This is a genomic window from Catellatospora chokoriensis (assembly GCF_011297315.1).
GTDB lineage: Bacteria > Actinomycetota > Actinomycetes > Mycobacteriales > Micromonosporaceae > Catellatospora > Catellatospora citrea.
Genome location: NZ_JAAOTI010000002.1, coordinates 507,526 through 525,661, shown reverse-complemented (window position 1 = coordinate 525,661; position 18,136 = coordinate 507,526). Strand labels below are relative to the sequence as shown.

The 18,136-nt window shown below is 70.3% G+C and carries 16 protein-coding genes; 5 read left to right on the top strand and 11 right to left on the bottom strand.

Going from position 1 to position 18,136, the window contains the following annotated elements; all coding sequences use genetic code 11:
• From HAV39_RS04985 to HAV39_RS04970, 4 genes are all read right to left on the bottom strand, one after another.
• Positions 1-488 (bottom strand): ABC transporter ATP-binding protein (locus tag HAV39_RS04985; RefSeq protein ID WP_191837946.1); only part of this gene is annotated, 488 nt, incomplete at its 3' end.
• Between the two features lie 15 nt (positions 489-503).
• A complete protein-coding gene (locus HAV39_RS04980) occupies positions 504-1,364 on the bottom strand; it encodes a pentapeptide repeat-containing protein (RefSeq protein WP_191837945.1) in 861 nt (286 codons plus the stop codon).
• 11 nt (positions 1,365-1,375) lie between these two features.
• The gene (locus HAV39_RS04975) at positions 1,376-1,705 is read right to left on the bottom strand and encodes a PadR family transcriptional regulator (RefSeq protein ID WP_191837944.1); all 330 of its coding nucleotides are present in this window, start codon (positions 1,703-1,705) and stop codon (positions 1,376-1,378) included.
• Positions 1,706-1,921: 216 nt separating this feature from the next.
• Positions 1,922-2,725, bottom strand: a complete 804-nt coding sequence (locus tag HAV39_RS04970) for a TIGR02569 family protein (RefSeq protein ID WP_191837943.1) — start codon at positions 2,723-2,725, stop codon at positions 1,922-1,924.
• Positions 2,726-2,889: 164 nt separating this feature from the next.
• Here HAV39_RS04970 and HAV39_RS04965 point away from each other — a divergent pair, with 164 nt between their 5' ends.
• Both HAV39_RS04965 and HAV39_RS04960 read left to right on the top strand, forming a co-directional pair.
• A complete protein-coding gene (locus HAV39_RS04965; RefSeq protein WP_191837942.1) occupies positions 2,890-3,258 on the top strand; it encodes a MerR family transcriptional regulator in 369 nt (122 codons plus the stop codon).
• Positions 3,259-3,354: 96 nt separating this feature from the next.
• A complete protein-coding gene (locus HAV39_RS04960) occupies positions 3,355-4,110 on the top strand; it encodes an SDR family NAD(P)-dependent oxidoreductase (protein ID WP_191837941.1) in 756 nt (251 codons plus the stop codon).
• 95 nt (positions 4,111-4,205) lie between these two features.
• Here the strand turns inward: HAV39_RS04960 and HAV39_RS04955 are convergent, their stop codons facing one another.
• A complete protein-coding gene (locus HAV39_RS04955; RefSeq protein ID WP_191837940.1) occupies positions 4,206-4,964 on the bottom strand; it encodes a hypothetical protein in 759 nt (252 codons plus the stop codon).
• Positions 4,961-5,539 carry a SigE family RNA polymerase sigma factor gene (locus HAV39_RS04950; RefSeq protein WP_191838001.1) on the bottom strand — a complete coding sequence of 193 codons (579 nt, stop codon included), beginning with the start codon at positions 5,537-5,539 and terminating at the stop codon, positions 4,961-4,963. The genes HAV39_RS04955 and HAV39_RS04950 overlap by 4 nt, the downstream gene beginning before the upstream one ends.
• A gap of 308 nt (positions 5,540-5,847) precedes the next feature.
• Between HAV39_RS04950 and HAV39_RS04945 the strand changes: the two genes are divergently transcribed.
• Both HAV39_RS04945 and HAV39_RS04940 read left to right on the top strand, forming a co-directional pair.
• Positions 5,848-5,994, top strand: a complete 147-nt coding sequence (locus HAV39_RS04945; protein WP_191837939.1) for a hypothetical protein — start codon at positions 5,848-5,850, stop codon at positions 5,992-5,994.
• Positions 5,995-6,111: 117 nt separating this feature from the next.
• On the top strand, positions 6,112-6,825 hold the full coding sequence (locus HAV39_RS04940; RefSeq protein ID WP_191837938.1) for a cation efflux transmembrane domain-containing protein: 714 nt from the start codon (positions 6,112-6,114) through the stop codon (positions 6,823-6,825).
• A gap of 59 nt (positions 6,826-6,884) precedes the next feature.
• Here HAV39_RS04940 and HAV39_RS04935 read toward each other — a convergent pair whose 3' ends face one another.
• The 4 genes from HAV39_RS04935 to HAV39_RS04920 form a co-directional block, all read right to left on the bottom strand.
• The gene (locus HAV39_RS04935; protein WP_191837937.1) at positions 6,885-7,421 is read right to left on the bottom strand and encodes a GNAT family N-acetyltransferase; all 537 of its coding nucleotides are present in this window, start codon (positions 7,419-7,421) and stop codon (positions 6,885-6,887) included.
• Positions 7,422-7,488: 67 nt separating this feature from the next.
• On the bottom strand, positions 7,489-8,805 hold the full coding sequence (locus tag HAV39_RS04930) for a WD40 repeat domain-containing protein (protein WP_191837936.1): 1,317 nt from the start codon (positions 8,803-8,805) through the stop codon (positions 7,489-7,491).
• Positions 8,802-9,329: a SigE family RNA polymerase sigma factor gene (locus tag HAV39_RS04925; RefSeq protein ID WP_191837935.1), complete on the bottom strand. Its 528-nt coding sequence runs from the start codon at positions 9,327-9,329 to the stop codon at positions 8,802-8,804. The genes HAV39_RS04930 and HAV39_RS04925 overlap by 4 nt, the downstream gene beginning before the upstream one ends.
• Before the next feature lie 77 nt (positions 9,330-9,406).
• A complete protein-coding gene (locus HAV39_RS04920) occupies positions 9,407-10,057 on the bottom strand; it encodes a DNA alkylation repair protein (RefSeq protein ID WP_191837934.1) in 651 nt (216 codons plus the stop codon).
• Between the two features lie 979 nt (positions 10,058-11,036).
• Between HAV39_RS04920 and HAV39_RS04915 the strand changes: the two genes are divergently transcribed.
• Positions 11,037-11,825, top strand: coding sequence for a S1 family peptidase (locus HAV39_RS04915; protein WP_239121021.1), 789 nt, complete (start codon positions 11,037-11,039; stop codon positions 11,823-11,825).
• 108 nt (positions 11,826-11,933) lie between these two features.
• Here the strand turns inward: HAV39_RS04915 and HAV39_RS04910 are convergent, their stop codons facing one another.
• Positions 11,934-18,122 (bottom strand): S8 family serine peptidase, encoded by a 6,189-nt coding sequence (locus HAV39_RS04910; RefSeq protein ID WP_191837933.1) that lies wholly within the window; start codon positions 18,120-18,122, stop codon positions 11,934-11,936.
• Positions 18,123-18,136: the final 14 nt, after the last annotated feature.

Sequence of the window (18,136 nt, the reverse complement as noted above, 5' to 3'; positions counted from 1 at the left end):
GGCTCGTCGAGGAAGATCACCGGCGGGTCGCCGATCAGGCTCATCGCGATGTCCAGGCGGCGGCGCATACCCCCGGAGTAGGTCGCCACCCGCCGGCCCGCGGCGTCGGTCAGGTCGAAACGCCGCAGCAGGTCGTCGGCGACCCCGCCCGGGTTCTTCACCTGCCGCAGCCTGGCGACCATGACCAGGTTCTCCCGGCCGGTCAGGATCTGGTCGACCGCGGCGAACTGGCCGGTCAGGCTGATCGACTCACGGACCCGCCCCGGCTGGGCGAGCACGTCGAACCCGGCGACACACGCCGTGCCCGCATCAGGTTTGAGCAGCGTCGACAAGATCCGCACCACGGTCGTCTTACCGGCGCCGTTGGAACCCAGCAACGCGAAGATACTGCCCGGCGCGACGCTGAAGTCCACACCCTTGAGGACTTCCAGCTTGCCGTACGACTTGCGCAGTCCACTGACGTGGATCGCGGGGGGTGGGGTGCTCATGGGGGTGGTCACTCCTTATTCGACGATCACGTTTGCGGGGGTGAACCCCATGCCCTTGATGGCGGCGTAGGTCAGCTTGTCCATGCGTGCGCCGTCGAAGTTCACGGTGCGCAGGGCCTTGTAGTACTTCTTGGTCCAGCCGCCGCGGAAGGAGCAGTCGCGCAGGATCGCCCCGCGCAGCGACACGCCCTCCAGCGCCGCCTGGTCGAACTTCACCCCGGTGAAGGTCTCCCCTTCGAAGCTGAGGCCACGCAGGTCGGACTGGGTGAAGTCGACGCCGGTGAAGGTGCAGCGCGCGAAGACCGTGCGCCGCAGGTCGGTCTGGCGGAACGCGACGTCGGTGAGGGCGGCGTCTTCGAAGCGGACCTCGTACAGGCCCGACATGCTGAAGTCGGTGCGCACCAGCCGCGCCCGGCGGAAGGTCGAGCCCTTCAACTCGGCCGTGGTCAGGACCGCGTCGGTGAGGTTCGCGCCGTCGAAGGTGATCTCGCGCATGTCGCTGCTCTTGAACTTCGAGCCGGCGAGATCCGCATGGGAGAAGTCCGAGCCGCGCAGCGCGCTCGCACCGAAGCGCCCCGAGCGCGCCGACACGCCCGCGAAGTCGCTGCCCTCCAGGGCACTGGCGTCGAAACGGGTCACGACCTGCCGCTCCAGTGTCCGCGAAAGGTTCGCCACCTCCTGCACCGTCTCCTCGATGTCGCCGATGCTGTCGACGGTCAACTCGAACGCGGTCGCCTCGTCCTTGCCCTCGGCGCGCAGCTCGCGGTATCGCTCCTGCAGGTCCGCCAGCAGGTCGGCCTTGAGTTCGCTGACGCTTCTGGTGGCTTCGTAGGGTGCGAAGACGCCCTCGAGGTACTGGCTGAGCTTGTCGGTCATGGTCGTCTCCCCTACAGCAGCGTGTCGAGCACGCGCTTGGCGTACTCCCACGTGGTCTTGTTGTGCACGTACGTCGCGCGGCCCTTTTCGGTGATCTTGAAATACTTGCGGCGGCCGCCCTGGGACTCGTCGCCCCAGTACCACGTGATGTCGCCGTCGGCCTCCAGGCGCCGAACGCTGGAGTACATCGTGGCTTCCTTCAGTTCGTACTCGCCCTGCGAGCGCTCGGCGATCAGCTTGACGATCTCGTAGCCGTAGCGGTCTGCCTCGGTCAGCAGCCGCAGGATCATCGTGTCGGTGTTGCCCCGCAGCAGGTCAGACGTGACCTTGCTTGTACTCATACCTCACCTCCTGGGTTACACCGTAGATCCCACTACTGTGTCTGTCAAGGTAGTTGGGTAATCGCGGTAAGTTGACGGGCAGGACAGCGAGGCGGAGGCGCGCGCGACGGCGGCCCGGACCTGGTCAGGTCCGGGCCGCCGTCGCGCGTCGATCACGAGCCAGTTGCCTTCAGCAACCGGCGTGCCGGCTCCCGCGGGGGTGCCGGCAATGCGATGTCACCGGCGGAGCACCAGGTCGACCACTGGCCGGTAGCTGTCTGCGCGTTCTCGCACCGGCATGCCCGCGCGCCGACAGCCCTCGTTCGTCGCGATCCGGTACATCAGCGCGCGGATCAGCATCTGGTTCCATTCCGGACGGTCGGCCCGGCGCGCCGCCAAGGCTGCCGGTGCGCCGTGCCAGGTCAGCGCGTCGATCACGGCAACGGCCAGCGCCCACGAGGCCGGCCGGTAGTAGACCGGCCAGTCGATCACCGCCGGGGCCAGGCCGTCGGCGAACATCACGTTGCCCAGCAGGTCCCCATGGACAGCCTGGGGCGGCAGCTCGACGGGCCGCCGCGCCAGGGCCAGCGGTTCCAGCAGCTCCGCCATCACCTCACCGCCCTGCAGCGGCAGCTCCTCCCAGGCGAGCCGGTCGCCGTAGGTCCACGGATCGTCGCGATGGTCCAGGAACCGGGGTCGCGCCAGGCCCGCAAGGGCTTCGTGGAACGCCTCGCCCGCGGCGAGCACCTCGTCCCAGCGTCGAGCATCTGGATTCCCGGGCGTCAGCCACCAGGCCTGCCACCCGTACGCCACCCAAAGGCCGTCGGCCGCCCGCACGGGCCTGGCGACACGGAACCTGGTGGTGTCGCTGACCTGGGTCAGCGTCTCCGCCACCCAGGCTGCCTCGGCCGCCAGCCCGCAGGGCTTGAGAACGATCTCGCCTGCTCGCCAGGTCCGCCCCTGACCGCCGGGCAGCGGAACCGCCTTCGCCCGGGCGCCGAACGCCGCCAGGACCTCCGGTGTGGGGAACTCGTGAACCACCGCGGCAATGTACACCGGCACCGGACAGGCCGCCCGCGGCTCACGCCGGCCGCGAACTGGCAATACGCAAACCTTCGCATTAATGTCAAGGTCAGGCCGAATGTCAAGGTCAGGCCGGGACGGCGCTGTCGTCCCGGTTCACGAACCAGGAAGGCGGGACGTCGGTGAAGATCGGAGACCTGGCGGCGAGAACGGGAGTCGCGCCCCGGCTGCTGCGCTACTACGAGCAGGTCGGCATCCTGCACCCGGTGCGGTCGAGCAACGGCTACCGGGCATACGGGGAGCCGGCCGTCGAACGCGTGCTGCAGATCCGCGAACTTCTCGACGTCGGCCTGACGACCGACATGATCCGCGAGGTGCTGCCGTGCCTGGGGGCCGAGCCGAAACCCCGCGAGTGTCCGCCCGCCAAGGACCTGGACGGGCTGCGAAGCCAACTCGTCAACATCGAGAAGCGCATCGACGTGCTGCAGCGCAACCGCCAGGCGATCAAGGAGTTCCTGCGCGCCTGGGAGGGAGCCGACACCACGGCGTGACGGTCATCACGGCCGGTCGAGGTGGACTATGACACTAGTGTCAATCTTTAGCTTTGGCTGGGTAAGGCAAACCAGCTGAAAGCATAGGAGATCGTTATGTCCAACGCCTTGACCGGACGGACTGCGCTCGTGACCGGCGGCTCGCGGGGTATCGGCGCGGGGATCGCCCGCGAGCTGGCACGCGAGGGCGCGAATGTCGTCATCACCTACCGGAAGTCGCGCGAGCAGGCCGAAGAGGTCGTCGCCGAACTGGCCGCCCTCGGCGCGAAGGCGCTCGCTGTGCAGGCGGACCAGTCCGTTCCCCACGAGGCGTCCGCCGCTGTCGAGCAGGCTGCCGAGTTCCTGGGCGGCCGGATCGACGTGCTGGTGAACTCCGCCGGCGTCGCCGTCATGGGCACCGCCGACCAGCAGGATCCGGACCTGCTCGACACGGTCCAGCAGATGTTGGCCACCAACGTGATGGGCACCGTCGTCACGACGCACACCGCGGCGAAGTACCTGCCCGAAGGCGGGCGCGTCATCCTGGTGGGCAGCAGCGTCGCCCTGCGCATACCCACCGCCGGCGCCGCCGAGTACGCGGCCAGCAAGGCGGCGCTGGACCAGCTCGGTCGAGGGTGGGCGCGCGACTTCGGCCCGCGCGGCATCACCGTCAACGTCGTGCAGCCCGCGGCGGTGGACACCGACATGAACCCCGCGAACGGGCCGTACGCCGCCACCCAGGCGGCCATGACGGCGCTCGGGCGCTACGGCACCGCCGACGAGGTCGCCAAGGCGGTCGCCTTCTTCGCGGGCGAGAACGCCGCGTTCATCACGGGCTCGCTGCTGACCGTCGACGGCGGCTGGAGCATCTGACCCGGCAGGCCGTCGCAGGTCCGAAGCTCGCCGGCGGTCGAGCCGGCGAGCTTCGGCGGTGCACCGGACCCGGTCCGGCGGCCGAGGTCGCCGTGTCAGTCGTCGGGCTCCACGACGAACCACCAGTCGCCGCTGACGTGAACCTGCCGCCTGACGCCGAGTCCTGTCTGCGTCCGCTCCTCAGCCGGGGCGTCGGACGGGGTGCCGGGAACGTAGGAGTAGTACCAGTTCCACTGCCAGGAGCCGTCGCGGAGGTGGAACGACGTGCCGGGTCCCCAGCGACCGTTGTCGATCCGGTCCACGTCCACGCCCGAGGTCTCGATCGCGTCTGACACCTGGGCGAACGCCGCCTCGCTCGCGGTGTCGAACGGCAGTTCGGGATCGTCGGGGTTCGCGCAATCGGCGTGGCGGTCCCGGAACGCTCCGTGCGACCAGGTGAGCACGCGACATGCCGGACGACCCCATGCCGCCGGCTCGTCGAGGTACGACGTGAGCCCTAGGTGCTCGGTCACCGGCAGCACCTGGAGCTCCAGGGCCGCGATGTCATGGAGCATCCGCTCGCGCGGGTACACGGGCGGGTCGCCTTGGTCCGGGAGCGCATCGGTGCCGTACCCGAAAGGCATGGCCAAGGTGCCGACGCCGGGCAGCTCGATCGGGCCGATCGCGGTGAGTCCGACGAAGGCGGCCACGACCGTGGCCACGCCGGCGAGCGCCCGCCGGCGTCGGCTGCGGCGCAGCGCGCGCCGGGCGGCGGCGAGGGTGCGCCCGGCATCCGGACCGACCTTCGGGCACCCGGGGGCGTCGGCCCGCAGGCGGGCGACCACGTCGTCGTCATCGGGCAGCTGGACGCTCATGGCAGATCCCCTTCCGCGAAGATCTCGCGCAGTCGCGCGATGCCCCGCGCGTGGTGGGACTTGACGGTGCCGACCGAGATGTCCAGTTCGTGGGCGACCTCGGTCTCGGTGAGGTCGAGCAGGTGCCGCAGCACCACGACCCGCCGCTGCGCCAGCGGCAACCGGGCCAGCGCCCGGACGACGGCGTTGCGGGCGACCACGGCGCCGGTGTGGTCGGACGCGGCCTGATCGGGCAGCGCGACCGGGTCGACGAGGATCTCGCGGCGCGTGCGCCGCCACCCGTCGATGCGCAGGTTGACCAGCACGCGGCGGGCGTACGCCTGCGGGTCGCCGTTGCGCGCCGCACGCCAGGAGCGGTAGGTGCGCTCGTAGGTGGCCTGGACCAGTTCCTCGGCCCGGACCGGGTCACCGCACAGCAGCACGGCAGTGCGGGACAGGTAACGGCCGGACGCGACCACGAACTCCAGGAACTCCTGGTCGCGCGTGCCCGCCGCGCCGGGGAGGGGGCGGGTGCCCGTCGGCTCGTCCGCCGTCGCGGGCACCACGGGGCCGACGGCAGATGGTTCGCTGTCCATGCTCACGCTAGCCACCACGTGGCGGCATGGTCGAAGGTTGTCACCGGTCGGCACGGACCTCCGCCGGCACGATTGATCTTGCCCCAACGGTTTCGCCCTCTCGGCACCCAGACTCCCGTCCACCCGGAACACTCGGCTCGGCGAGCCGTCACCAGGGCTGGACGTAGGCATACCTAGACCACCTCACACCCTGGTCTAGGTCGGTCGCAGCCGACGAAGATACGCCGCCGTTGCGGATGGAGGAGGCCTCGCGGGAGGGGAGTATTCCTCCTGTCAGCAACACAGTGTCAAGGACTGAGGAGTCTGCGATGTTCGGATCGCCCGAGATGGACTTCGCTCTCGCGAAGATGCATCACCGAGAACTCATCGACGAGGCCGCGACGGAGCGGGTAGCGAACAGGCTGCACCGCCACGGCCGCAAGCGCCGCCAGGCGCGCGACCACACGGCCCGATGAGCACGAGCCGACAGGCCCGGGAGCCGCACCACGGCCCCGGGCCTGTTCGTGTCTGCCGGCCCCTGCACCCAACAGTTCATCTTCCGCTGTATACACCTTACGCTGTATAGTCGGTGGATGGAACCGCTGACCTACGGCCAGGTGCCGGGGCTTCGGGCACACCCTGTCCAGCCCGCGCCCGCTCGGCGGCGCGTCCTGGTGCGCCGCGTGCGGCTGCTGGTCGCCGCGACGATCACCTACAACGTCGCCGAAGCCATGGTGGCGATCACCGCCGGGACGATCGCGTCCTCGACCGCGCTGATCGGATTCGGCCTCGACTCGGTGATCGAGGTCGCCTCCGCGGCCGCTGTGGCCTGGCAGTTCTCCGCCACCGACCACGAACGACGCGAGAAGGCCGCGCTACGCGTCATCGCCGTCTCGTTCTTCGCCCTGGCCGCCTACGTCACCGTCGAATCCAGCCGGGCACTGCTCGGCGCAGGCGAGGCAGCGCATTCGACCGTCGGCCTGATCCTGGCGGCGGTCTCGCTCGCGGTCATGCCCGCCCTGTCGGCCGTCCAGCGCCGCGCCGGACGGCAACTCGGCTCGGCTTCGGCGGTCGCCGACTCCAAGCAGACCCTGCTGTGCACCTACCTGTCGGCTGTGCTCCTGGTCGGCCTCGGCTTGAACAGCCTGTTCGGGTGGTGGTGGGCAGACCCGGCAGCGGCCCTGGTCATCGCCGCCGTCGCCGTCAAGGAGGGCCGCGAGGCCTGGCGGGGCGACACCTGCTGCACACCCGTCCCCGCTCGGCAGGACGGCGGCTCGGCAAGCGGATGCGCCGACGACTGCTGCTGAATCAGCAGGTCAGTTCGAAGCGCCGGCCAGTGCCGGTCCGGTCGGCGATCGCCTGCCGGTCAGGCGGTCGGCCGGATGATGCGGTAGACCACGTGCCGGAAGACCGGGCCGTCCGGTTCGGGCTGGTGGTCGAAGTCCAGGTCCGCCGCGTGGGTCATGCCGATGCGGCGCATCACCGCCTGCGAGCGCAGATTCGGCGCCAGCGTGACCGCGACGATCTCCGGCAGCCCCACCTCGGCGAACCCATGGTCCAGCACCGCCCGCGCGGCCTCCGAGGCGTACCCGTGGCCCCAGGCCGAGCGGGCCAGCCGCCAGCCGATCTCGACACCGGAGAACGGCATCGTGGGCGCCACCGGATCGATGCCCGCCAGGCCGATCAGCTCTCCCCTGGCGGCCAGCTCGACGGCCAGGTAACCGAACCCGTTGCGCCGGTGCGCCTCCCGGTAGCGGGCGATGGACGCCGCCGCCTGCGCCTCGTCCCAGACCGGGCCGAGGTGTTCGCACACCTGCGGATCGGCGTTGATGGCGGCCCAGGGACGCAGGTCCGACTCGCGCCAGTCCCGCAGGACCAGCCGTTCCGTGACGATGTCCGGCACACGACTGAGGCTAGCGTGCCCACTTGCTCCAGGCGCAAGCCGATCACCCGGGTCCGCACGGAAGGTGCTACGCACCGCCTGGTTTGCGGACCGCCGTCCGGCGGTGCCGACGGCTCAGCCGCAGCACGGCGTACCCGATGGCCAGCAGGGCGATCCCCAGCCCGGCTCCGCCGATCAGCGGCCGGTAGCGGTGGATAGCCGGGCCTGGGTCCGGAGGTCCGGGCTGCCGCGTGGTCCAGTCCACTCGACTGGTCGCCACGGTGAGCGCGCCGACCGGCGAGGCCGGGTACGTCGGCGTCCCCATGATGAGCTCAGGCACCTCGGTCAACCGCACCACGGCCCGGGGCAGCGCGACGACCGGCCGTCCGTCCATCCATGCGAGCACGACCGGGAACAGGCCGAAGGCCTGCTCCCGTTCCGGCAGCCGCTGCAGCATGGACTGCCAGGCCAGACACGTCTGCGTCGCCCCGGTGCCCGCGTCCAGCAGGCACAGGTCGCCCGTGTCGACGGCGATGCTCCCGCCGTCGGGGGTCCAGGCGAGCTGCCCGGCGAGGCCGCCCGCCATGTTCATCGACCGGCTCCAGCCGGCGCGGCCGTCACGCCGGTGGGTGTAGACGTCGCCGTGGCGCTGCACGACCAGCGTCGAACCGTCCGGCGACAGCGCGGCCTTCACCTCGCGCGGAAGCGGGCCGTCCGCCAGCGGCGCCGTCCACACCACCGCACCCGAAGGTAGGTCCACCACACGGATCTCGCCACGCACCGGATGCAGGTACCAGGGATTGTCGAAGTCGACGAGCACAGCCTGGCGGCTGTCCGGAGAGAACGCCAGCGGCCGGCCAGCCGTCAGCGCTCGGCTGTCGCCCGTCGTCACGTCCAGGAGCCGGGAGTGCTCGCCGTGGCCGGTCATCAGGAACCGCCCGTCGGGCGACAGCAGGCTTTCCCCCGTCCACGGCTCGTCGTCGCGGGCCGGGTCATAGGTCCGGTAGGCGTCGTCGGGGCCGACCAGCGTCAGCGGCCCAAGGGGGCGTGCATCGCTCACCCCTTGGGCCTCGCGGGGCACGGTGACGGTGTTGTGCGGGTCGCCGTCGAAAGCGACCAGCGCCCGCCGCATCGGAGCATGCCTGATGTCCGCCGTCCAGTCCGGAGCCTGCACGACGTAGGCAGGCAGCGGGTCGACTGTGGTGTCGGATGCGGCCGGGGTCGGCGGCACGGCGTCGTGGACTGTCAGGCCGACGCCGCCCAGCACGGCGACGGCGGCGGCCAGCCCGGCCAGACGGCGGTGCAGGCGGTCCCGGCGGGCCTGGTCGAACAGGCCCGGCCGCACCGGCACGGGCGGGGAGTTGTCGGCGACCCGGTGCAGAGCGTCGCGCAGAGCGGCCGTCATCGGGCTGTCACCTCCTGCGGCAACCGGCCGTCGACCAGCTGCGCCAGTTGGGGGTTGAGGACGCGCAGCCGCATCAGCGCGTGCCGGGTCTGGCTCTTCACCGTGCCGACGGAGCAGTCGAGCAGCTCCGCGGCCTGGGACTCGCTGCGGTCCTCGTAGAAACGCAGCACCAGCACGGCTCGCTGCTTCGGGGTGAGGCGACGCAGCGCGAGATCGAGCACGACCCGGGTGTCGTGGCACGGTTCGGTGGCCGCGGTCTGCGGGAGCCGGTCGGTGAGCAGTTCCGGGGGTCTACGGCGCAGCGCGCGCCAGCGGGACACGGACTGGGTGTAGAGAACGCGCCGGACGTACGCCTCGGGTTCGTCGAGCCTGGCCCACCGCACGGCGGCACGGGCCAGCGCCGACTGCAGCAGGTCCTCGGCATCCTGCCGGTGCCCGGTGAGCAGATATGCCGTTCGACCGAGCGCGGCCGAACGGGCGGCCACGAACTCCTCGAACGCCGCCCTCGCCTGTGCCGTGTCCATGACACCTCCCCCTGACCTGACGCCTGGCGTGCACACCGTGGAGGGAACCCGATTCCGGCCGGCCGATGCGGCGCGGCTCAGCGACCGAGGGCCAGGTAATGACGTCGCTGCTCGGGCTCCAGGTGCTCGATCGCCGCGCGCAGCAGGACGCGCGGTGCCGTAGCGGCGTGCCGGTCGAGGTAGTCCAGCAGCCGGGCGCGGTCGGTCTTGCCGGCCTCGCGCAGCATGCCTCCGGTGGTCGAGGCGAGCATCAGATGGTCGTCGTGCGCCAGGATCTCGGCGAGGGCGAAGGTGTCGTCGGCCTGCCCGTGGCGCAGGAAGTGCAGCGTGCAGAAGATCGCGATCCGGCGCTCCTGCGGCAGCGGCGACCGGGCCAGCCCGTAGAGCACGTCCCGGGGCTTGTCGCACAGGTGGCGGCCGACGACGTGGTGGGCGCTCACGTCCACCAGGTCCCAGGTCGCGATCCGGTCGGTGCGGCGCAGGTAGAGCTCGTACAGCTCGCGCAGGCGGTCCGGCGTGGTCTGCTTGCGCTGCGACTGGTGGCCCATGACGCTGACCGCGCCGACCCGCTCCTCGTGCGTCGCGCCGTCGAGGAGTTCCTCGATCTCGGTCGGTGGCAGCGGGGCGTACTCCTTGGCGAGTTTGAAGATCTCGCGCATGGGCAGCGAGCCGTCCGCGGACCGCGACCCGCGGAGCCGCTCGCCGAATTCGGCCGCGGTGAGGTTCATGGCGAGCATGAGACCACGTCCCGCGCGTCCCCGAAGCCCGGACCCGTGGACGCGGGCACGGGAATGGTGGCCCTGCTACGACAATCGAGGTCTGTCCTGACACCGGCCTGCCGCGCCGCTGTCATGGCCTCTGACACATGCTCGGTTCAGGTGACGGCGGCCCCGCGCGGGCCGGTGACAAGCGGGTCGGCCAACTCGCCCAGATGAATTCGGCGCAGGTTGGGGCAGGTCAGCGCCGCGTAGACGGCCGCGATGAGCTATTCGACCCACGTTCGGCCCGGGAACGACCGGCGTCATCGCGGGCAGTCTGGCGCCATGCAGTCGCGACGCCGGCCGTGTATACGCAGGTCGTTTGCGCTGATCTGCACCACGCTCAGCCGCGGGCGCAGCGGGCCGGGCCGCCAGTACCGAAAGTCGGCGGCAGCGGCTCGCACTGCCTCAGCCTGGGTCAACCGCGGCCGGACGAACTCGTGGGTCGCCGGGTAGGGCCAGTCCCGGCGAACCACGTACAGCACCTGGTTGTCGCGAACCCGGTGCGACAGCACCCCGCGCCGAGAACCGCCGGCCCACAGACGTCCCACACCGCACCCGCCCTTCGACGAGAACCGGACCGTCCAGACACCGACGGCCATCCACATTCGAACATATGTTCGAATGTGGATCGTAGCAGAGCAGAATCGGGCGGCAATCGGTGTCCTGACCGAGACGAGTGCTCCACCCCGCCCGTGGACGCGCGCCCGCGCCCAAGCCCACGAGCAGATCTGCCCACCGACAACCGAAGCCGCAGGAGGCCGGGATCGCGGGCCGGTCCTATAGCGACACGTGCGGACCGGGCGACAATCGGCCGCTTGGAGATCACAACCCAGGGCCGTGTCTTCGACGTCTATCCATAGTTGAAGCGAAGTTTGTCGTTGCGGCCGTCGAGGCATGCGGTGACAGACAGCCGCGGGCCCTCCCGCGCAGAGCGAAGGATGAGTTCTTGGACGTCACAAGCAAGCACCGCATCCGTCGGGCCGGGCTGCTGCTCACGTCGACGATCATCGCGGCCGGCCTCGGGATCTTCCCCGCGGGCCCGGCACACGCCGTGGCGAACAGCGACGTCGTGCCCAACGGCCAGTTCCGGTTCGCCGTCAAGCTGACCATGACCGGGATCCCGACGGCCGACGGTGGACGCCGTAACAGTGCCTGCTCGGGTGCGCTCATCGCACCGCAGTGGATCGTCACCGCGGGACACTGCTTCCGGGACTTCAACGGCGTCCGGGTGGAGCGTCCGGTCGCCGACCTGACCACCGCCACTGTCGGGCGGGCGGACCTGACCACCGACATCGGTCACGTCGCCACCGTCATCGCGGTGCGCCAGTCCCCCACCACCGATCTGGCACTGGCAAAGCTCAGCTTCCCGATCAGAGACATTCGGCCGCTGGCCCTGAACCGCAAGACGCCGAAGGCCGGCGACGTCCTCCGGATCACCGGTTTCGGCTCGCTCACCAGTGCCAACCCCGTGCCGTCCCCGCAATTGCGCACCGGCCAGGTCACCGTCGTCACGGTGACGGAACCCAGCGTCGGCGTGACCGCCCTGGCACCGGCACCCGACACCAGCGCCTGTCCGTACGACTCCGGTGCGCCCTACTTCATGGAGCACGGCAAAGGGCGCCCCACTCTGGTGTCGGTGGAGAGCGGCGGACCGTCCTGCCCACACTCGCTGGAAGAACGGACCTCCCGGGTGGACAACATCGCCGAGTGGATCAAGGTGATCATCCGCGGCTGACGGATGGGAGTGCGGTCCGACGCCGCACACTTGGCAGTCACGGTCAGAGCCTCCACGGAATGCTTTCCGTGGAGGCTCTGACCATTGCCGGCGGATTGGCCGGCTATCTCAGAGGCGCGGGTCCTGCTGGACCTTCAGGGCGTTGAGGATCGGGTCTTCCTCGCCCTTGTCGCGGCGAAGCTCGATCTTCAGATCGCCACCGGCGTGCTCGACGGTGACCATGTTCATGTCCGCGGTCAGCGCACCGACCTTCGCCTGCACGTCGTGGTCGTAGAGCACGACCTTGCCGTCGACCAGGACGTCGAAGGCACGCTTGCCGGCCTTGACCTTCTCGATCTCAGCGAAGTCGAGGCCGATCCGGTACGTCCCGGCGGGGGCGTTCTTGAACACGTAGCTGAACGTCTCGCCGGTCCGCTGGGTGCGGAACAGCGCGTCGTCCTCGGTGCCGGCGATGTCGGCCTTGGTGGAACGTGCCTTGCCGCCGACATAGCCCCACGGCCGCGAGCCGAGCTGCTGGTCGGGCGACCAGACGAAGCCGTCGGCGCCGACGAAGCCGGATCCGCCCACGTCGACGCCCGCCCAGTAGGCCGAGGTCGCCAGGCGCACCGGCTTGAACTGCGCCTCGCCCTTGCCCGCGGTGGACGCCACGAGCACGTCCCCGACGAGCACACCGGGCTCGACGGCGGCGTTGTCGGCCGTCACCGTGACCGTGGTGGACTCGCCGACCGCGAGCTTGACCGTGCCGGTCGCGGCCGCGCCCTTGAGCGTCAGCCACGACAGGTCGGCGGCCTCGTGCCCGCCGTCGCTGGCGCGTTCCTGCTCGCTGATCTGCACATCGAGCGGGGCGGAGCCGGTGTTGGTGACGGTCACGTCGGCCGTCGCCCGCTGGCCCCTGTCGAGCAGCCAGTCGAAGTCACCTCCGGTGACGGTGGCGACGCCCGTGGTCAGTGCCGTGTCGACCTTCTCGGCCTGATCCTTCCTGGCGATGGTCACGGGGCGGCTGGTGGAGACGTAGTTCGGCGCCGTCACCTCCACGGTGTTCTCGCCGACCAGCGCCTGGGCCTTCCACCGACCCTTCACGTCGGTCGTGATCACCCGCTCGCCGGACGGCCCCCTGAGCGTGACGATCGCGCCCTCGATCGGCTTGCTGTCGTTCGCGTCGGTGACCGTGCCCTCGATCGTGCCCGCGGCCGGGAGGGTGTACTCCAGCCCCAGGCCGGCCTTCAGGACGGGCTGGTCGAAGGAGTACTGGCTGGCGGGGTTGCGGTTCAGGCTCTCCACGCCGACCGTCGCCGACGACCCGCGGGTGAGCGGGTTGTCGCCGCCGACGCCGTCGCCGTACCCGATCTGGATCCGTCCGTCCGCGATCAGGGTGACCGAGAAGCTCACACGAGCCGTCTGGTCACCGTAGAAGGTGACGTTGCGCCACTCGATGACCTGCGCCGCCTGCCCGTCCACCTCGGTCGTGCCGAAGTAGACGCCCGCCTCGTCGTCGACGACGAGGTCGTCCCAGAACGGGTAGACCGCGTCGATCGGGTACGGCGACGGCAGTTCCGTGTTGTTGCCCGGCGTGCTGGCGCGGTCGAAGGTGAGCGTGCCGTTCGTCGTCACGCACACGCCGTCCCAGGCCGTGTCGTAGAACGGGGCCAGGAAACCGGAGCCGAACCACAGCACGCCGCAGAGGTCGTCGCCGTGCCACCCCGACTCCTCCGTGCCCTGGCGGTAGAGCCCGTCGGTCACCTTCATCGAGTACGAGCGACCGGCGGGGGCCACCGGCACGGGGCCCGGCTCCGGCTGCTCGGGCTCGGGCTCCGGCTCCGCCGCGTCCGCGCGCGGGTCGAGCGTCACCCGCAGCGCGGCGATGGTCGGGGCCCGCAGACCCTTCGAACCCCGCAGCTCCACGGTCAGCGGACCGCCCTCGTGCTTGACGACGGCGGTGCGCCAGTCGGCGGCGTTCGGCCCCACGGCCGCGGCCGGGTCGTACGCGTACTCCGCCAGCCTTCCGTCCACGACGACGTCGAACACCCGCTTGCCCCTGGCCACCTTCTCGATCTCGGCGAACCCGAGATCGATCGCGTAGGTGCCCTTGGGCGCGTCCGGGAAGCGGTAGAGCAACTGCTTGTCCGCCGTGGTGCGCTGGGACTGGAACAGGGCGTCGTCCGTCGTGCCCGCGATCGGAGACTTCGTGGAGGAGACCTTCGTCTTCCCCTCGTAGCCCCATGCCGTCTTGCCGGCGGCCTGGTCACCGGACCAGGTGTAGCCGGAGCCGTCGGTGAACTTCGGGCCGCCGGCGTTGACGCCGACCTGGTACTTCGTGGTCGTGAGCGTCACCGGGACGTAGATCTTGGACTGGCGTCCGGAGTCGGACCTCACCACGATGTTCGCGCCGAGGACTCCGGGCTTGGCGCCCTTCGCGGAGATCGAGACCTTGACGGTCGTCGACTGACCCGGGGCCAGCGTGCCGCCGTTCGACGAGAGCGACAGCCACGGCAGGTCGGTGAACAGGTCGTCCTCGACGTCGACCAGCACGACGTCATCGGCGACCTGGTCCGCCGCCCACAGGGCCCCGGTCGCGTCGGTTTCGAGGCCGCCGCCCAGGCCCGGCTTCTGGCCGGGGAACCACCATGCGTTCACCAGCGAGCAGTCGTCGGGGTCGACCTGCAGCAGGCGGCTGAGCCGGTTCCAGGTGATGTCGGTGTACCAGATGGTGTCGGACGCCTGGTTGTAGGCCAGGCCCATCACCTCGGGCAGCGGCGGGGCGCAGAAGGACAGCAGCGCGCCCGCGTTGTCGTGCGACGTCCCGGCGACGGTGCCGATCATGCCGTTCCGCCGGCCGCCGACGTAGAACACGTCCTCCGCCGGGTTGTAGGCGAGTCCGGTCAGCTGCAGCGTGGACCAGTCACCCTTGATCTGCCGGGTCTCCTTCCCGGTCGTACGGTCGAAGCAGTGGATGTAGCTGGCCGGGCTGTCCTCCATCTGGCACATGTCACCGGTCCTGGTGTCGAGCGCCATGTCGAACGCCCGGTACTCGGGGCTCCACGACGCGTCGAAGACCTTGCCGGTCGGCTTGCCCGTCACCGTGTAGGCGGTGTTGGTCCGCGCGTTGTAGTCGTGGACCCAGACGTCGCCGTCGTACCCGATGCCGGTGGGCTCCTTGCTGTCGACATTGCCCGGGATGGCGATCCGTGTGATGACGTCGCCGCCCGAGGTCAAGCCGACCTTGGCGGCCGCCTGTGCTTCCGCCGCGCTCGCCGTCGCCGCCTTGCCGTCGACGTTCGACGGCTTCATGCCGCTCGCACCGGACTTCCACGCGGCCAGGTCGATCGTGCTGTCCGCGCCCTTCCCGGTACGCCCGGTGGCGCCGGCGGCGTCAAGCTCGGGATGGCGCGCGGCCTCGCCCAGGTTGTATGTGAGTGGGGCGGAACCGGTGTTGGTCAGCGTCAGCGAACCCACACCGTTCTGGTCGGCGCCCAACAGCGCCTCGAGGCCGTCGGCCTTCAAACCGGCGACACCCGTGGTCAGACGTGCGTCGATCTTGGCGCTCGCGTAGAGCTTGGCGAGGGAGAAGGGGTATGCCGCGGTCGTGTAGTTCGGCGCGTCGACCGTCATGGTGTAGTCGCCCACCGGAAGCTGGCGGTGCACGATGCCCGTCCCGTTGGTCGTGACGGTCTCGACCAGCCCGTTCTTGTTGGTGAACGAGACCTCCGCCCCGGCCACCGGCAGCCCGTCGTTCTTGTCGACGACGGTCGCGTCGAGGTACCCGAAGTCAGGCATGTCGTAGGTGACGATCATCCCGTCGCGCAGCACCGGGGCGCTGTCGGAGAACCGGATGCCGTCGACGCCGGCCCAGCCCTGGATGCCGGTGATGGCGTGCGCGCCGGCGGTCACCGGGTCGTCGGTCCCGATACCGTCGCCGTAGCCGAAGATCACCGTGCCGGAGCGGGTGAGCGTCGCCGAGAAGCTGACCGGCTCCGTGTACTCCGACCGGGTCGGGTAGGCCCAGAGCTTGGCGTTGCGGTACTCGACGACGAACGCGTCCTCACCGTTGACCTTGGTGGCTGCCGTGAAGACTCCTCCGCCGGGGGCGAACTCGACGGGAGTCTGGACGGAGAACGGGAACACGCCCGCACCGCCGTAGCCGGGTCCGGTCGAGGTGTCCGGGGAGATCACGCCGCGCAGGCCGATGCCGAGGCTGTCGTGGCTGCCGTTGTAGAGCGCGATCGGGAACGGCAGCTGCACCGTCGCCCACACGCCGCTGTCGAAGGCGACCGGCTCGGTGCCGCGCAGGTACTCGCCGTCGGAGACGGCGCAGCTGTAGCCGCCCTTGTCGACGACGAGCCCGACGGGGATCTCCCGCGGCTCGTTCTGCGCGCCGACGGTCAGCGGGACCGTCGTGGGCGAGAAACAGGCGTTGGGCTTGACGCTCAGCTGGTACCCGCCCTCGGGGACAGCGCTGATCGTGAACGCGCCGTCGGCATCCGTGCGTACCGTCTTCAGCGGCGTGTCCTTGACGGACACGTCGGCGTTCGGGACGGGCCGCTTCTTGTCGTCGACGACCCTGCCGCTGATGTCGTGCCTCGCGGCGGCCGTGAGCGGCAGCTTGACGGAGGTGTCCTGGCCGAGGGTGATCGTGACGTCGGCGGTCGCGGTCAGGTAGCCGAAGACCTTGGTGCTGAGCTGGTAGTCACCGACCGGGAGGTTCGTCGTGAACCGGCCGTCCTTGTCGGTGCCGATCGAACGGCTGAACGGCCCACTGATCGTCACCTCGGCCGCGGGGACCGGGGCGCCGTCGGCGGTGACGACACCGGTGAGGGTGCCGCCCTTGCGGGGCGCGAGCTCGATCAGGCGGACGAGGTCGAGCCGGCCTTCCCCGTACTTGTTGTTGACCTCGGCGGTGCCGCCGCACTCGGTGTCGTCGACGTCGACGGCCGACTCGCCGAGCAGGCGGCGGGTCTCCTCGACCTGCCCGATGAGGGTCGGGTCGTAGCTCCACAGCGCCGCGACGGCGCCGGCGACGTGGGGTGCCGCCATCGAGGTGCCGGACATCTCGACGTAGCTGTTGTTCGGGTAGGACGAGTAGACGCCGTCGCCCGGAGCGGAAATCTCGGGCTTGATCCGGTCGCCTTCGCCCTCGCCCTTGCGGGAGAACAACGCCAGCGTGCCGTCCGACCTGGTGGCACCGACGGAGTAGGCACTCACGGCGGAGCCGGGCGAGGAGACGGTGTCGCAGGCCGCGTACGGCGTGGTGTTGCCCGATGACCAGACGCTGAAGATGCCCGCGGCGCTCCAGGCCTCGTCGATGGCCTGGAAGAAGTCGTCGAAGTTGTGCTCGACGGTCTGGCCCCACGAGTTGTTGATGACGTGAGGGCGCTTGGACGGGTCGGGGTTGCTCCCGTGGACGTCGGTCGGGGCGAGCAGCCACCAGCCGGACTGCAGCAACGACTCGACGCCGGAGCTGTCACAGCAGCCGTTTGTCGCGATCCACTGCGCGTCCGGGGCGACGCCGACGTGGTTGGTGCCGTCGTCGCCCACCATCGTGCCCATGGTGTGCGTGCCGTGTCCGTTGTCGTCGCACGGCGCGCCCGTGCACGCGCCCCGGGTGGCCATCCAGTTGTAGTTGTGGTCGACGGTGCCGTCGGGCTTCGTGCCGCGGTACTGGTGCATCAGGGCGGGGTGGTCGAACTGAACGCCCGAGTCGAGGTTGGACACGGTGATGCCCGCACCGGTGGCGCCCATGGCCCACGCCTCGGGAGCGCGGATGGCGTCCAGACCCCACGTGACGGTGCCCGCCTCGGCGGCGGCCTTCGCGGCGGCGGGGCGGGCAGCCCGGTCAGCCGGGCTCGTCTTGTCCACGGGATCGACCAGCGCGACCTGCGGCGTCGCGTGGATCTCGGCGACCTGCACCTTCGCGGCCACGTCCAGGGCGAGCTTCTCGGTGCCCCCCTTGACGAGCACCATGTTGGCGATCGGGTAGGAGGTGTACTTGACGCCGGCCCGGTCGAGTTCGGTGGAGACGGATGCCAGCGAGTTCTTCGCCGCTGCGGTCAGCGCGTCGTAGACGAACTGACCACGAGCGGTCCAGTCGGCGATCTTCTTCGCCGGCCCGAGGTCGGCCTCGGTGTCGAAGGTGATCCAGAAGTCGGCGGCCGGCTGCGTGCGGAAGCGGTCCTTCAGGCTCGATGCGATCTTCTCGGCGGCCGGGCCGGGATCCGGCTGGGCGGCGGACGCCGGTGGTGCCTGGATCATGCTGAGGCCGACCGCTACGGCCAGCGAAGCCGCGAGGGCTTTGAGTCTCATGGGGGTCCTTCGGC

Excerpts from the sequence above, each read along its gene's own strand:
- HAV39_RS04910 (WP_191837933.1), bottom strand. The coding sequence starts at position 18,122 with ATGAGACTCAAAGCCCTCGCGGCTTCGCTGGCCGTAGCGGTCGGCCTC.
- HAV39_RS04960 (WP_191837941.1), top strand. The coding sequence starts at position 3,355 with ATGTCCAACGCCTTGACCGGACGGACTGCGCTCGTGACCGGCGGCTCG.
- HAV39_RS04930 (WP_191837936.1), bottom strand. The coding sequence starts at position 8,805 with ATGACGGCCGCTCTGCGCGACGCTCTGCACCGGGTCGCCGACAACTCC.
- HAV39_RS04945 (WP_191837939.1), top strand. The coding sequence starts at position 5,848 with ATGTTCGGATCGCCCGAGATGGACTTCGCTCTCGCGAAGATGCATCAC.
- HAV39_RS04980 (WP_191837945.1), bottom strand. The coding sequence starts at position 1,364 with ATGACCGACAAGCTCAGCCAGTACCTCGAGGGCGTCTTCGCACCCTAC.
- HAV39_RS04920 (WP_191837934.1), bottom strand. The coding sequence starts at position 10,057 with ATGAACCTCACCGCGGCCGAATTCGGCGAGCGGCTCCGCGGGTCGCGG.
- HAV39_RS04975 (WP_191837944.1), bottom strand. The coding sequence starts at position 1,705 with ATGAGTACAAGCAAGGTCACGTCTGACCTGCTGCGGGGCAACACCGAC.
- HAV39_RS04950 (WP_191838001.1), bottom strand. The coding sequence starts at position 5,539 with ATGGACAGCGAACCATCTGCCGTCGGCCCCGTGGTGCCCGCGACGGCG.
- HAV39_RS04955 (WP_191837940.1), bottom strand. The coding sequence starts at position 4,964 with ATGAGCGTCCAGCTGCCCGATGACGACGACGTGGTCGCCCGCCTGCGG.
- HAV39_RS04925 (WP_191837935.1), bottom strand. The coding sequence starts at position 9,329 with ATGGACACGGCACAGGCGAGGGCGGCGTTCGAGGAGTTCGTGGCCGCC.
- HAV39_RS04940 (WP_191837938.1), top strand. The coding sequence starts at position 6,112 with ATGGAACCGCTGACCTACGGCCAGGTGCCGGGGCTTCGGGCACACCCT.